The following is a 14,744-nucleotide window of genomic DNA, read 5'->3' as shown; positions in this document are numbered from 1 at the left end:
ATCCTCGCGGCCGTGAGCCTCGTGATCTCGCTCGTGCTGCTCGGCCTCGGCATCGGGCAGCGCACGATCTGGGCGCCGCCGGAGACGATCGTCGCGCAGCTGCAGGAGCCCCCCGAGTCGCAGGTCGTCGTCATCCCGGGCGAGGCCATGAACGCGCACGACGGCGTGCAGACGCTCACCGTCGAGGGCGACGGACCCATCACCGCGGTCGTCGGGCGCGCGCACGACGTCGAGGGCTGGGTGGGCGAGAGCGCCCACGCCATCGCGAGCGTCGACGAGACCGACGCGCTCGTGCTCGACGAGCAGCGCGGCGACGAGGAGCCGCTGCCCGCGATCGCCGGCAGCGACATGTGGATCGAGGAGGCGCAGGGCGAGGGATCGCTCGAGCTCACGATCGACCTGCCGGTCGGCTTCGCGGTCGCCATCACCGGCGCGCCCGGCGAGGCCGCGCCCGCCGCGATCGGCGTCGCGTGGCCGTTCGACGCGAAGACGCCGCTGTTCGGCCCGCTCATCACCGCCGGGCTCGTCTTCCTCGCGCTCGCGCTGCTGTTCCTGCTGCTCGCGCTCCGCCACCACCGCCGCCGTCGCGGCCCGCAGCGCCGCAGCCACCGCGAGCTCTCGCGCGCCGAGCGCCGCGCGCTGCGCCGCGAGGCGCAGCAGGGGCTGCCGCTGCCCGCGAAGCCGATCTCGCCCTCCCGCGCGGGTGAGCAGGGTGCGATCGAGGCGGATGCGTCGGCGCCGGCAGGCGAGGACGCCGCGTCGGCCACGCCCTCCGAGCCGGATGCCGCGGCATCCGCTCCCGAGCCCGGGACCGCATCCGCCCCCGACGCCCCCGGGCGCGAGTCGGGCACGCGCGAGCGCCGCGGGACGCGCTCGCGCCGCAGCCGCTTCGGCCTCGTCGCGCTGCCCGTCGTCGCGATCGTCGGCCTCACGGGCTGCGGGCCGCAGTACTGGCCGGGCGGCGAGTCGGAGGCCGCCCCGACGGACGCCCCGACGCCGTCGACGCTCGAGGAGACGCTGCCGCCCGTCGCGCTCACGGAGAACCAGTTCGACCGCGTGCTCGAGTCGACGCGCGAGACGGTCGCCGAGGCCGACGCGGCGCTCGACGCCGCGATCGCCGAGCGCCGGCTCGCGGGCCCGATGCTCGAGGCCCGCAGGACGAACTACCAGGTGCGCGCGCAGAACGCCGAGCTCGCCGAGGCGCCCGGGATCCCGGACGGCGACGTCGAGCTGCTGCTGCCGCAGCAGACGGAGGTGTGGCCGCGCTCGGTCATGGCCGTCGTCGGCTGGCAGGACGGCGCGCAGGCGCAGTCGGCGCTCATGTTCCAGCAGCCCGACGCGCGCTCGAACTACCGGCTCGTCTACATGACGACGCTCGCCTCGGGCGTGCAGCTGCCGGCCGTCGCGAGCCCGACGATCGGCGCCGCGAGCCTGCCGGGCGACACCCCGCTGCTGCTGCACCAGCCGAACGAGATCACGGGGGCGTACGCCGACGTCATCCTGAACGGCACCGATTCGCAGTACAACGCGTGGTTCCGCGAGGAGGGCGATGCGCTTCGCGCCGAGATCGGCCGTCCCGCGAAGGACGCGATGCGCGCGCTGCCCGAGTTCGAGCTCTCGAACCTCGAGTGGAGCGTCGCCGAGGACGAGCAGGCGCCGATGCTGCTCGTCACGAACGAGGGCGGCGCGCTGCTCGCGACGTCGTTCCTCGAGACGCAGCGCACGACGCCGACGGAGAGCGGCGTCGAGATCGAGGCGCAGGCCGGCGCAGGCATCCTCGCGGGGGTGCAGCAGTCCGACACCGGGATCGAGACGACCTACCAGATCCAGGTGCTCTTCTCGGTGCCGCCGGCCGATGCGCCGGAGGGCACGCAGATCCAGGTCGTCGGCTACAGCCAGTCGCTCGTCAGCGCAAGGGAGGTCCAGTGATGTCGGAGGCTCGACTGCCAGCGTCGATGGGGGGAGCGGTCGACCTGTCGGCCCTCGCCGCCCGCCACGAGCAGCCAGCGGCCGCGCCCGCGAGCGGCGGAGCGCCCGGAGGGGTGCCGAGCGCGATCATCGACGTCACCGACGCGGACTTCGCGCAGGTCGTCGAGCTCTCGAACCGCGTGCCGGTCATCATCGACATCTGGGCCGAGTGGTGCGGGCCGTGCAAGCAGCTCTCGCCCGTGCTCGAGCGCCTCATCGAGGGCCACGGCGGCCGCCTCGTGCTCGCGAAGGTCGACGCCGACGCCAACCCGCAGCTCGTGCAGGCGTTCAACGCGCAGTCGATCCCGACGGTCGCGGCTGTCATCGGGGGCCGGCCGGCGCCGCTCTTCACCGGCGCGCTGCCGGAGGAGCAGGTGAAGGACGTGCTCGAGCAGGTGCTCGCGTTCGCCGAGCAGCAGGGCATCACGGGGCGCGTCCCCGTCGGCGACGGCGAGGAGGCTCCCGCGGAGCCCGCGCCCGAGCCGGTGCCGCCGCTGCACCAGGAGGCGTACGACGCGCTCGAGATCGGCGACCTGCCGGCCGCGATCGCCGCGTTCGAGAAGGCGATCGCGCAGAACCCGCGCGACGCCGAGGCGATCGCCGGCCTCGCGCAGGTGAGCCTGCTCTCGCGCCTGCAGGGCAAGAGCGCCGACGAGGTGCGCGCGGCCGCGGCCGCGGACCCGCGCGACATCGACGCGCAGATGCTCGCGGCCGATCTCGACCTCTCGGGCGGGCACGTCGAGGATGCGTTCCTGCGGCTGCTCGAGCTCATGGCGACGCTCTCGGGCGACGAGAAGCAGGACGTGCGGCTGCGCCTCCTCGACCACTTCGAGATCGTCGGCCTCGACGACCCGCGCGTCGTCGCGGCCCGCAAGCGCCTCACGGCCCTCCTCTACTGACGCCTGCCGCGGCCCGCTGCGGCTCGAGTGGCGCCTCCGGCAGGTGAGTGGCGCCTCCGGCAGGTGAGTGGCGCCTCCGGCAGGTGAGTGGCGCCTCCGGCAGGTGAGTGGTCACTCCCGCGGGTGAGTGGTCACTCCGGCAGGTGAGTGGTCACTCCGGGATGTGAGTGGTCAGTCCGGGATGGGCTCGGTCACGCCTGCACTTGAGCGGTCGTTCGCGCTCGGCCGTCCGCGCGTGGAGTGACCACTCAGACGCGGAAGTGACCACTCAGACGCGGAAGTGACCACTCGAATGCGGGAGGCGCCACTCAGACGCGAGCGGCGCCACTCGAACGCGGGAGGCGCCACTCACGTGCGGGAATGACCGCTCAGCCGCGGGAGGCGGCGGTCACTTCGCGGGGGAGGCGGTCACCTCGCTCGTCGCAGCGGCGGGCGCCGGGGTGGGCGCAGCCTTCGGCTTCAGGAGCAGGCCAGCGAGCGGCGGGATCGTGATCGTCGCCGACGCGGGGCGGCCGCCCCACGGCTCGTCGGTCGCGTGCACGGTGCCGAGGTTGCCGACCCCCGAGCCGCCGAACTCGACGGCGTCGGAGTTCACGACCTCCTCCCACTCGCCCGCGAACGGCAGCCCCATCCGGTAGCCCTCGATCGGGCGGCCCGAGAAGTTGACGATCGCCGCGACCGGGTCGCGGTCCGCGCCCCAGCGCAGGAATGCCACGACGTTGTCGGAGGAGTTCCCGCCGTCGATCCACTCGAATCCGCCCGGCTCGTTGTCGCGCAGCCAGAGCGCCTCGGTCTCGCGGTAGACGCGGTTGAGCTGCCCGACGAGCGACATGAGGCCGCGGTGCACCGGCTGGTCGAGGATCCACCAGTCGAGGCCGCGCGCCTCGCTCCACTCGCTCGGCTGCCCGAACTCCTGCCCCATGAACAGCAGCTGCTTGCCCGGGTGCGCCCACATGAAGGTCAGGTAGGCGCGCACCGAGGCGAGCTTCTGCCACTGATCGCCGGGCATCTTGTTCAGCAGCGAGCCCTTGCCGTGCACGACCTCGTCGTGGCTGATCGGGAGCACGAACTGCTCCGAGAACGCGTAGAGGAACGAGAACGTGATGTCGCCGTGGTGGTGCGAGCGGTACATCGGATCGACCGCCATGTACTGGAGCGTGTCGTGCATCCAGCCCATGTTCCACTTGAGCCCGAAGCCGAGCCCGTCGACGTCCGTCGGCTTCGTGACGCCCGGCCACGAGGTCGACTCCTCCGCGATCATGACGATGCCGGGGCAGCGGCGGTAGACCGTCGCGTTGACCTCCTGCAGCAGCGCGATCGCCTCGAGGTGCTCGCGCCCGCCGTGCACGTTCGGCAGCCACTCGCCGTCCTTGCGCGAGTAGTCGAGGTAGAGCATCGAGGCGACCGCGTCGACGCGCAGCCCGTCGATGTGGAACTCCTCCATCCAGTAGACGGCGTTCGCCACGAGGAAGTTCTTCACCTCCGGCCGGCCGAAGTCGAACACGTGCGTGCCCCAGTCGGGCTGGTCGCCGCGGCGCGGGTCGGGGTGCTCGTAGAGCGGCCGGCCGTCGAAGCGCGCGAGCGCCCACTCGTCCTTCGGGAAGTGGCCCGGCACCCAGTCCATGATCACGCCGTAGCCGGCGCGGTGCAGCCGGTCGATGAGGTAGCGCATGTCGTCGGGGTGGCCGAAGCGGCTCGTCGGCGCGTAGTAGCCGGTCACCTGGTAGCCCCACGAGCCACCGAAGGGGTGCTCGGCGAGCGGCATGAACTCGACGTGCGTGAACCCCGTCACCTCGAGGTGCTCGATGAGCGCATCGGCCATCTCGCGGTAGTCGAGGCCCGGCCGCCAGGAGCCGAAGTGCAGCTCGTAGACCGACATCGGGGTGTTGTGGGGGTCCCTCGCGGCCCGGGACCGCATCCACTCGTCGTCGCTCCACGCGAAGCGGCTCATGCCGACCTTCGACGCGGTCGCGGGCGGCACCTCGGTGTAGCGCGCCATCGGGTCGGCGCGCGTCACCCAGCCGTGGTCGGTGAGGATCTCGTACTTGTAGGCGGCGTGCTCGAGCTCGCCCGGCACGAACAGCTCCCACACGCCGCTCGCGCCCATCGAGCGCATCGCGTGACCGCGGCCCACCCAGTCGTTGAAGTCGCCGATGATGCGCACGGCGTGCGCGTTCGGCGCCCAGACGGCGAACGCCGCGCCCCGCACCCCCTCGTGCTCGCGCAGCCGCGAGCCGAGCACCTTCCACGCCTGCTCGTGCCGGCCCTCGCGCCACAGGTGCAGGTCGAGCTCGCCGAGCGTCGGCGTGAAGCGGTACGGGTCCTCCGACTCCCACGAGCCGCCGTCGCCGTAGGTCGTGCGCAGGCGGTACGGGCGGATGGGCCCGGTCACCGTGGCCTCCCACACCCCGTGCCCGAGGTGCTCCATGGGCGTCTCGGCCTCGCCCACGACCGCGACGGCGTCGGCGAGGTGGCGCACGGCCCGCACGAGGTGCGTGGAGCCGTCGATCGGATGCGCGCCCAGCAGGTCGTGGGGCAGCGGATGCGCGCCCTCGGCGAGGCGGCGGAGGGTTGCGTCGTCGAGCATCATGCCTCCGATCGTCGTACGTGGATGATGTGCGCCGGCTCGACGAAGGCGTCGAGCCGCACGAAGTTGTGGTCGCTCCACGTCCAGCTCTCGCCGGTGATGAGGTCGTGCGCCTCGAACCGGTCGCCGGGCTTGAGACCGAGCTTCGTCAGGTCGAGGTGCACCGTCGTCTGCCGCGCGGAGTGCGGGTCGACGTTCGCGACCACGATGATCGTGTCGTCCTCGCCCGACTCGGTGAAGCGGCCCTCGACGCGCTTCGAGTAGACGAGGATCGCGTCGTCGTCCGACCAGTGCACGTCGAGCGCCCACAGCTGCCGGATCGCGGGGTGCTGCGCGCGGATCTCGTTGAGCCGCGTGATGTACGGCGCGATCGTCGTGCCGTTGCGCTCCGCCTGCTCCCAGTCGCGCGGCTTGAGCTCGTACTTCTCGTTGTCGATCGCCTCCTCGGCGCCGGGCCGCGCGACCGCCTCGATGAGCTCGTAGCCGGCGTACATGCCCCACGTCGGCACCGCGGTCGAGGCGATCGCCGCTCGCACCTTGAACGCCGGCACGCCGCCGAACTGCAGGTACTCGGTGAGGATGTCGGGCGTGTTGACCCAGAACGCGGGCTTGAACCACGCGGCCTGCTCGCCCGAGACCTCCTGCAGGTACTCCTCGAGCTCTGCCTTCGTGTTCCGCCACGCGAAGTACGTGTACGACTGCTGGAAGCCGACCTTGCCGAGCGCCTGCATGACCGCGGGCCGCGTGAACGCCTCGGCGAGGAAGACGATGTCGCCGTGCTCCTCGTTCACCTCGCGGATGATGCGCTCCCAGAACCACAGCGGCTTCGTGTGCGGGTTGTCGACGCGGAAGATGCGCACGCCGCACGCGATCCACTGGTCGAGGATGCGCCGCACCTCGGCGACGATCCCCTCGGGGTCGTTGTCGAAGTTGATCGGGTAGATGTCCTGGTACTTCTTCGGCGGGTTCTCGGCGAACGCGATCGACCCGTCGGGGAGGGTCGTGAACCACTCCGGATGCTCGGTGACCCACGGGTGGTCGGGCGCGGCCTGGAGGGCGAGGTCCATCGCGACCTCGAGCCCGGCATCCGCCGCCTTCGCCACGAACGCGCGGAAGTCGTCGATCGTGCCGAGGTCCGGGTGGATCGCGTCGTGACCGCCGTGCTTCGAGCCGATCGCCCACGGGCTGCCCGGGTCGCCCGGCTGCGGCGTGAGGGTGTTGTTGCGGCCCTTGCGGTTGACCTCGCCGATCGGGTGCACGGGCGGCAGGTAGAGCACGTCGAAGCCCATGGCCTTGACGGCCGGCAGGCGCTTGGCGGCCGTCTCGAAGGTGCCGGAGCGCCAGGAGCCGTCGCTGCGCCGCTCGGCGCCCTCGGAGCGCGGGAAGAACTCGTACCAGGCGCCGACGGCCGCGCGCGTGCGCTCGACGCGCAGCTCGAGCTCGGCGGATGCGGTCTCGAGCGACCGCGGGCGGTGGCGGTCGACCGCGTCGAGGATGTCGGGGTCGTTGACGGACGCCCAGCGCTGCAGGATGGGTGTGCGCGAGTCGCCGAGCGCCTTCGCCGCGCCCGCGAGGAGCGTAGCGTCGGCCCCGGTCGCGCCCTTCGCCGCGCGGCTCAGCAGCTGCGCGCCGATCGTGGCCATGAGCTCGGTGTCGATGCCGGCCGGGATCTTGATCTCGGCGTTGTGGTGCCACGTCGCCCACTCGTCGGCCCAGGCCTCGACGTGCCATCGCCACGTGCCGCGCTCGTCGACCTGCGCGAGCGCCTGCCAGCGGTCGAAGCCGTCGCCGAGCGGCTCCATCGGCACGCGCCGCTCGCGCCCGGAGGGGGAGCGCAGCACGAGCGTCACGCCGATGCGGTCGTGACCCTCGCGGAACGCGACCGCGCGGAACGGGATGACGTCGCCCTCCACCGCCTTCGCGGGGAACGTGTTCCCGGGCTGCTGCGGGTACAGGTCGAGCACCGGGATCCGGCCGGACAGGACATCCATCTGCTTCGCCACGAGCACAACCTACCCATCGCTCCTGCAAGCGCGCGGACAGTCGCCGACTAGGCTCTGGACTCGTGAGAGCGATTCGCAAGTTCACCGTCCGCACGTCCCTCCCCGAGCGCCTGCGCCGCCTCGAGCAGCTGGCCTCGAACCTGCGCTGGTCGTGGCACGAGCCGACCCGCGAGCTCTTCCGCGAGATCTCGCTCGAGGGCTGGCGCGCGACCGGGCACGACCCGCTGCAGCTGCTGGGCTGGGTCGGCACCGAGCGGCTGGGCCAGCTCGCCGCCGACGACGCCTTCGTCGCCCGCGTCGACGCGCTCGCCGACGAGCTCGACGACTACCTGTCGCAAGCGCGCTGGTACCAGTCGCTCGAGGACGTGCCCGAGTCGATCGCGTACTTCTCGCCCGAGTTCGGCATCACGAGCGCGCTGCCGCAGTACTCCGGCGGCCTCGGCATCCTCGCGGGCGACCACCTCAAGGCCGCGAGCGACCTCGGGGTGCCGATCGTCGGCGTCGGCCTCTTCTACCAGGCCGGCTACTTCAAGCAGGCGATCTCGCGCGAGGGCTGGCAGCAGGAGGCCTACCCCGTGCTCGATCCCGACGGCCTGCCGCTCACCATCCTGCGGCGCCCCGACGGCGAGCACGCGACCGTGTCGATCGCGCTCCCCGGCGGCCGCACGCTCCACGCGCGCATCTGGCAGGCCACGATCGGCCGCGTGCCGCTCCTCCTGCTCGACACGAACATCCACGAGAACGACGACGACCTGCGCGGCGTCGCCGACCGGCTCTACGGCGGCGGCGGCGAGCACCGGCTGCAGCAGGAGCTGCTGCTCGGCATCGGCGGCGTGCGCGCCCTCGACGTCTACAGCGAGCTCACGGGCGCGCCGCGGCCGGGCGTCTTCCACTCGAACGAGGGCCACGCCGGCTTCCTCGGCGTCGAGCGCATGTCGCAGCTCATCTCGCGCGAGGGCCTCGGCTTCGACGAGGCGCTCGCGGTCGTGCGCGCCGGCACGGTCTTCACGACCCACACGCCCGTGCCCGCGGGCATCGACCGCTTCGACGTCGAGCTCGTGCGCAGCCACCTCACGGGCGAGCTCGTGCCCGGCATCGACGTCGACCGCGTGCTCGCGCTCGGCCGCGAGAGCGACCCGAACATCTTCAACATGGCGCAGCTCGGCTTCTCGATCGCGCAGCGCGCGAACGGCGTCTCGAAGCTCCACGGCGCCGTGAGCCGATCGATGTTCCAGGACCGCTGGCCCGGCTTCGACACCGACGAGCTGCCGATCACGTCCGTGACCAACGGCGTGCACGCATCCACCTGGACCTCGCCCGTGCTCAAGCACCTCGCCGAGCGCGAGCTCGGCACGCTCGACACGACGCGCTGCGACTGGGCCTCCGACGCCGTCTCGGACGAGACGATCTGGGCGGCGCGCAACGAGATGCGCCGGCAGACGATCGAGGATGCGCGCGCCCGCACGCGCGTCAAGCACGAGCGCAACGAGGGCGTCGCCCCGCGCTGGATCGACGCGATGCTCGACCCCGACGTGCTGACGATCGGGTTCGCGCGCCGCGTGCCGACCTACAAGCGGCTCACGCTCATGCTCCACGACCGCGACCGCCTGCGGGCGCTGCTCACGCACCCCGAGCGCCCCGTGCAGCTCATCATCGCGGGCAAGTCGCACCCGGCCGACGAGGCTGGCAAGGGCCTCATCCAGGAGCTCGTGCGCTTCTCGCAGGAGCCCGAGGTGCGCGGCCGCATCGTCTTCCTCGAGAACTACGACATCTCGATGGCGAAGTCGCTCTACCCGGGCTGCGACGTGTGGCTCAACAACCCGCTGCGGCCGCTCGAGGCGTGCGGCACGTCGGGCATGAAGGCGGCGCTCAACGGCTCGCTCAACCTGTCGATCCTCGACGGCTGGTGGGACGAGTACTTCGACGGCAAGAACGGCTGGGCGATCCCGTCGGCGCACGAGCAGATGGATGCGGCGCAGCGCGACGCGTTCGAGGCCAACGCGCTCTACGAGATCATCGAGCACCAGGTCGCGCCGCGCTTCTACGAGCGCGACGAGCGCGGCCTGCCGACCGCGTGGATCGAGTCGATCCGGCACACGCTCGCGACCCTGAGCCCCGAGCTCTCGGCCGAGCGGATGCTCGCCGAGTACGTCTCGCGGCTCTACGCGCCGGCGGCGCGCGCCTCGGCGCTCGCGACGGCCGACGGCCACCGGGCGGGGCGCGAGCTCGCGGCGTTCACGGGGCGGATGCGGGAGTCGTTCGGGCGCATCGAGGTGCGCCACGTCGAGGTCGAGGGGGTCGACACACCCCCGATCATCGGCGACACCGTGCTCGTGCGCGCCTACGTCGCGCTCGACGGCATCGCGGAGTCGGACGTCAAGGTCGAGGTCGTCGCCGGCAGGATCACCGAGGAGGGGGAGCTGCGCAGCACGCGCCGCTACGCGCTCGAGCCCATCGCGGTCGAGGGCGACGCGCACCGCTTCGAGGTGCAGGTGCAGCTCCCGGTCGCCGGCACCTTCGGCTACACCGTGCGCGTCGTGCCGCAGCACCCGTTGCTCGACTCCGAGGTCGAGCTCGGCCTCGTCGCCTACGCGAAGGGCTGACCGCTCGGGGAGCCCTGCTCGGTCGTCGGGGCCGACGGCGGCGTGCGGTAGCGCGCGACCGTCGGCTCCGGCGCTCCGGCCGCGGGCATCCCGTGCACGGCGTAGACGCGGAGGCTCATCGGCGTGATCGAGATCTCGCCGCCCGGCGCGACGAGCTCGTCGCCCGCGCCGTCGAGCGCCGAGTCCCACAGCAGCTCGAAGCCGGTCGCGCCGTCGGCCTCCGGCACGACGACGATCCGCTCGCGCGGCGAGCCGTGGAAGACGACGAGCACGCGCGAGTAGGGCTCGTCGACCGACGTCGACTCGGCGAGCATCTGCATCGTGCGGTCGTGGGAGTGGTCCCAGTCGTCGATCGTCATGTGCAGGCCGTCGGCGTTGTACCAGTCGAGGCGCGAGGCCCCCGCGACGCGCTGGCCGCCCTGGCCGTACTCGCGGGGCCGCAGCGCCGGGTGCTCGCGCCGCAGCCGCACCAGGCGCTTCGTCTGCTCGAGGAACGCGACCTGCCAGTCCTCGAGCTCCCACCGCATCCACGTCAGGGCCGAGTCCTGGTTGTAGGCGTTGTTGTTGCCGCGCTGAGTGCGCGCGATCTCGTCGCCCATCGTGAGCATCGGGAGGCCGGCCGAGACGAGCAGCGTGCCGAGCAGGTTGCGCATCGACTTCCGGCGGTCGAGCTCGATGCCGATGTCGTCGCTCGGCCCCTCGACGCCGTGGTTGAAGGAGCGGTTGTCGTCGGCGCCGTCGCGGCCGTCCTCGCCGTTGGCCTCGTTGTGCTTGCGGTCGTAGCGCACGAGGTCGGCGAGCGTGAACCCGTCGTGCGCGGTGATGAAGCTGACGCTCTCGACGGGTCCGCGCTCGGAGGCGAACAGGCCCTCCGAGCCCGAGACGGCGTGCGCGAGCGGGCCGACGCCCGTCGCGCCGTCGCCGCCCTGCCGGAAGGAGCGGTAGTCGCTGAGCCAGAACTGCCGGGCGGTGTCGCGGAAGCGGTCGTTCCACTCCGAGAAGCCGGTGGGGAAGCGGCCGGTCTGCCAGCCGTCGGGGCCGATGTCCCACGGCTCGGCGATCATCGTCGCCCCCGAGAGCGCGGGGTCGGCGAGGATGCGCTGCAGCAGCGGATGCCGAGGGTCGAAGGCGCCGTCGGTGCCCCGCCCGAGCGTGACCGCGAGGTCGAAGCGGAAGCCGTCGATCTGCATCTCGCGGTGCCAGTAGCGCAGCGAGTCGAGCACGAGCTCCTGCGCGGCGGGCTCGGAGGCGTCGAGGGTGTTGCCGCAGCCGGTCCAGTCGATGGGCCGTCCTTCGTCGTCGAGGCGGTAGTACGACGCGTTGTCGATGAGCCGCAGGCTCGACGGCGGGCCGTCGGCGCCCTCCTCCGACGTGTGGTTGTAGACGACGTCGAGGAAGACCTGCAGCCCCGCCTCGTGCAGCAGGCGCACCATGCCCTTGACCTCGCGCAGCACGCCGCCCGTGCCGTCGAACTGCGCTTGCCGCGAGGCGTAGGCGCTGTGCGGCGCGAACCAGCTGAGCGAGTTGTAGCCCCAGTGGTTGACCCTGCCCTGGCGGATCAGGCGCTGCTCTGAGACGAACAGGTGGATCGGCAGCAGCTGCACGGTCGTGACGCCGAGCTCCTGCAGGTACCGGATGGTCGACGGATGCGCGAGGCCCGCGTAGGTGCCGCGGAGCTCGGGCGGCATGTGGGGGCTGAGCTTCGTCATGCCCTTGACGTGCGCCTCGTAGATCACCTGCCGGTCGCGGCGGACGCGCGGCCGCGGGGCGTCGCCCCAGTCGAAGGCGTCGTCGGTGACCGTCGCGCGGTGCTGGCCGTGGGGCGTGCGCACGATGCCGCGCGCGTGCGGCGGGATGGCGTTCCGCGCCGGATCGAAGGCGTGCCCCGGCCCCACCGGCCCCTCCACGCCGATCGCGTACGGCGTGCCGACCTGCAGCAGCTCGGTGTCGATCGTGAACTCGTCGCCGACGTGCTCCATCGGCAGCGAGTGCAGCAGCCAGTCGGGGTCGCCCGCGTCGAACACCCGCAGCTCCATCGCCGTCGCGTGGCGCGACCAGACGGTGAGCCGGTGGCCGATCGCGGTGGGCGCGATGCCCCGCACCCGCTCGTCGCCCGCACTCACGCGCTCTAGGGTAGGGGAGCGTGCACCAGTTCGATCACGCGGCCTCGACGCCGATGCGCGAGTCGGTGCGGCAGGCGCTCGCGACGGCGGCGCCGCTCGCGAACCCCGCGTCGACGCACCGCGAGGGCCAGCGCGCCCGGGCGGTGCTCGAGGAGGCGCGCGAGCGCCTCGCGATCGCCCTCGGGTGCCACCCGACCGAGGTCGTGCTCACCTCCGGCGGCACCGAGTCGATCAACCTCGCGCTCAAGGGCGCGTGGTGGGCGGCTCGCGACGCCGGGGCCGCAGGCGCGATCGTCGTGCCCGTCGCCGAGCACCACGCGACGCTCGACGCCGTCGCGTGGCTCGAGGCGCACGGCGCGCCCGTGCGCTGGGTGCGCGTCGACGAGCAGGCGGTGACCGACCTCGACGCCTTCCGCCCGGCGCTCGAGCAGGGCGGCGCCGCGGTCGCGACGATGCTCGTCGCGAGCAACGAGGTCGGCTCGCTCCAGCCCGTGCGCGAGGCGGCGGATGCGTCGGCGCGCGCGGGCGTGCCCCTCCACCTCGACGCCGTGGGCGCCTTCGGGCACGTGCCGCTGCGGTTCGTGGACTCCGGCGCATCGCTCATGAGCGTCGCGAGCCACAAGATCGGCGGCCCGCACGGCGTCGGCGCGCTCGTCGTCGGCCGCGACGTGCGGATCGAGGCGCTCCACCACGGCGGCGGGCAGCAGCGCGGCCTGCGCTCCGGCACGCAGGACGCGCTCGGCGCCTCGCTCTTCGCGCTCGCCGCGGAGGAGGCGCTCGCCGAGCTCGACGCGGAGGCGACGCGCCTCTCGGCCATGACCGACCGCATCCGCTCGACCGCCGCGAGCCTGCCGGGTGTGCGCATCCTCACGGCCGAGGCGCGGCTGCCGCACATCGCCCACCTCGTCGTCGAGGGCGCGAGCGGCGAGGCGCTGCAGTTCCTGCTCGACGAGGCGGGCTTCGCCGTCTCGAACGGCTCGGCGTGCTCGGCGGGCGTCGCTCGCGAGTCGCACGTCGTGCGCGCGTGCGGCGTCGAGGGCGCGGCGCCGCTGCGGCTCTCGCTCGGCCGCACGACGACGGCGGCCGAGGTCGACGCGCTGCTCGCGGCGCTCCCCGGCGCGATCGAGCGCGCGCGGTCGCTCGGCTGAGGGCGCGCGGGTCAGCGCTCGCGCAGCTCGCCGGCGGGGTCGGCGGTCGCCCGGCCGCGCTCGCGCCGCTCACCCGCCTCGACCGCGAGCACGGTGATGAGGGCGCCGATCGCGTCGGCGACGAGGTCGGTGAGCGTGTCCTCGTAGCCGACGCCGATGTCGGGCGTGATGAGCGCGTGGCCGGCCCACTCGCCGAGCTCCCACAGCAGGCCGAGCATCGCGACCGCCGTCGTGACGTGGAGCACGCGGGCCGCCCGGCCGCCTGGCTCCGCGGGCAGCAGCCCCGTGCGCAGCAGGATCGTGCGCGTCAGCAGCGCGAGCACGGCGCCGCTCGCGAGGTGCGCCGCGAGGTCGAGGCCCGGCACGACCTGGTACGCGCCGATCGCCGCGAACCAGGCGGAGCCGCCGAGCACCGCTTGCCCGACGACGTCGGCGGGCACGCTCATGCGCGCGAAGCGCAGCGCCATCGTGCCGCCGAGCGCGAGCAGCATCGCGGCGGCCGCCGGTCCGCCCGCGACGAGGTAGGCGGCCGGCACCGAGACGGCGATCGCGACGCGCAGCCAGTCGGTCGCCAGCCAGCGGTCCTGCCCCTCGAGCCAGCTCATCGCTGCGCCTCCCCGACGAGCAGCCCGCGGCCCGAGACGCGGTGCAGCCAGCGGCGGCCCGCCGAGCCGTCGATCGCCCAGTTGCGGCGGAAGGTGCGCATCGCCATCGCGACGCGTCGGCGAGCGGCATCCCGGCTGTGGAACATGCGCCCCTCGGCGCCGACCTGCAGCCGCGGCTCGAAGCGCAGCCGGGCGCGCGGGCCGAGCCGCATCGTGAGGTCGAGGTCGTCGTGCACGCTTGCGTCGAGCCGCTCCACCTCCGCCGAGACCGCCGCCCACGCGGTGCGGCGCAGCGCCATGTTCGAGCCCCACAGCGGCACGTTCGCGATCGCCGCGCCGCTCGCGCCGAACGTGCCGACGGCGTAGGCGACGCTCGCGACACCGCGCCACGGGCGCGGCAGGTCGATGAATCGGCCGGGCCCGGTGAGGCCCTCGAGCGCGGGATCGGCGGCGAAGGCGTCCCGGATGCGCTCGACCCAGTCGGGCGGCACGACCGAGTCGGCATCGCAGCGCGCGATGACGTCGCCGACCGCCGCGTCGTAGCCCGCTGCCGCCGCCGCGGGGATGCCGCGCACCGGCTCCTCCACGACGCGCGCGCCCGCGGCGCGCGCGACGTCGGCCGAGCCGTCGGCGCTGCCGTTGTCGACCACGACCACCTCGAGCGGCGCGACCGACTGCGCGGCGAACCGCTCGAGGCAGCGCGCGAGCGCGCGCTCGTCGTCGAGCACGGGGATCACGACCGAGATCGTGAGCGGCGCAGCGGTCACGCTGACAGCCTGGCACCTCCGGCCACGAGATCGCTGGTGCT

9 protein-coding genes are annotated in these 14,744 nt (G+C 73.2%); 4 read left to right on the top strand and 5 right to left on the bottom strand.

From position 1 onward, the window contains the following. Positions 1 to 12 precede the first annotated feature (12 nt). A complete protein-coding gene (locus L332_RS26715) occupies positions 13 to 1,929 on the top strand; it encodes a hypothetical protein (protein WP_144061093.1) in 1,917 nt (638 codons plus the stop codon). Continuing rightward, positions 1,929 to 2,867, top strand: a complete 939-nt coding sequence (locus L332_RS26710; RefSeq protein ID WP_031224186.1) for a tetratricopeptide repeat protein — start codon at positions 1,929 to 1,931, stop codon at positions 2,865 to 2,867. The genes L332_RS26715 and L332_RS26710 overlap by 1 nt, the downstream gene beginning before the upstream one ends. Positions 2,868 to 3,255: 388 nt before the next feature. Here L332_RS26710 and glgB read toward each other — a convergent pair whose 3' ends face one another. Both glgB and L332_RS26700 read right to left on the bottom strand, forming a co-directional pair. Continuing rightward, positions 3,256 to 5,457 (bottom strand): 1,4-alpha-glucan branching protein GlgB, encoded by a 2,202-nt coding sequence (gene glgB / locus L332_RS26705; RefSeq protein ID WP_021011407.1) that lies wholly within the window; start codon positions 5,455 to 5,457, stop codon positions 3,256 to 3,258. Further along, positions 5,454 to 7,445: an alpha-1,4-glucan--maltose-1-phosphate maltosyltransferase gene (locus L332_RS26700; RefSeq protein WP_031224183.1), complete on the bottom strand. Its 1,992-nt coding sequence runs from the start codon at positions 7,443 to 7,445 to the stop codon at positions 5,454 to 5,456. Before L332_RS26700 ends, glgB begins: the two co-directional genes overlap by 4 nt. A gap of 74 nt (positions 7,446 to 7,519) precedes the next feature. On the opposite strand from L332_RS26700, the gene glgP reads away from it, so the two are divergent. Then, the gene (gene glgP / locus L332_RS26695; RefSeq protein WP_021011405.1) at positions 7,520 to 10,060 is read left to right on the top strand and encodes an alpha-glucan family phosphorylase; all 2,541 of its coding nucleotides are present in this window, start codon (positions 7,520 to 7,522) and stop codon (positions 10,058 to 10,060) included. Here the strand turns inward: glgP and L332_RS26690 are convergent. After that, positions 10,045 to 12,183, bottom strand: a complete 2,139-nt coding sequence (locus L332_RS26690) for a glycogen debranching protein (protein ID WP_021011404.1) — start codon at positions 12,181 to 12,183, stop codon at positions 10,045 to 10,047. The two genes, glgP and L332_RS26690, sit on opposite strands and share 16 nt — an antisense overlap. A 20-nt stretch (positions 12,184 to 12,203) precedes the next feature. On the opposite strand from L332_RS26690, the gene L332_RS26685 reads away from it, so the two are divergent. Next, complete coding sequence (locus tag L332_RS26685; RefSeq protein WP_021011403.1) at positions 12,204 to 13,331, top strand: cysteine desulfurase family protein; 1,128 nt, start codon at positions 12,204 to 12,206, stop codon at positions 13,329 to 13,331. 11 nt (positions 13,332 to 13,342) lie between these two features. On the opposite strand, the gene L332_RS0115650 is transcribed toward L332_RS26685, so the two are convergent. Next, complete coding sequence (locus L332_RS0115650) at positions 13,343 to 13,936, bottom strand: hypothetical protein (protein ID WP_021011402.1); 594 nt, start codon at positions 13,934 to 13,936, stop codon at positions 13,343 to 13,345. Beyond that, entirely contained in the window at positions 13,933 to 14,703 is a 771-nt protein-coding gene (locus L332_RS26680; RefSeq protein ID WP_021011401.1) for a glycosyltransferase family 2 protein, read from the bottom strand. The genes L332_RS0115650 and L332_RS26680 overlap by 4 nt, the downstream gene beginning before the upstream one ends. Positions 14,704 to 14,744 lie beyond the last annotated feature (41 nt).

The organism is Agrococcus pavilionensis RW1, assembly GCF_000400485.1.
Taxonomy (GTDB): Bacteria; Actinomycetota; Actinomycetes; order Actinomycetales; family Microbacteriaceae; genus Agrococcus; species Agrococcus pavilionensis.
The sequence above is the reverse complement of the archived record's forward strand: the minus strand, read 5'-3'. Positions and strand labels throughout refer to the sequence as shown.

What these genes read in the sequence shown, in the direction of transcription:
- L332_RS26700 (WP_031224183.1), bottom strand. Translation starts at nt 7,445, where the DNA reads ATGGATGTCCTGTCCGGCCGGATCCCGGTGCTCGACCTGTACCCGCAG.
- L332_RS26710 (WP_031224186.1), top strand. Translation starts at nt 1,929, where the DNA reads ATGTCGGAGGCTCGACTGCCAGCGTCGATGGGGGGAGCGGTCGACCTG.
- L332_RS0115650 (WP_021011402.1), bottom strand. Translation starts at nt 13,936, where the DNA reads ATGAGCTGGCTCGAGGGGCAGGACCGCTGGCTGGCGACCGACTGGCTG.
- glgB (WP_021011407.1), bottom strand. Translation starts at nt 5,457, where the DNA reads ATGATGCTCGACGACGCAACCCTCCGCCGCCTCGCCGAGGGCGCGCAT.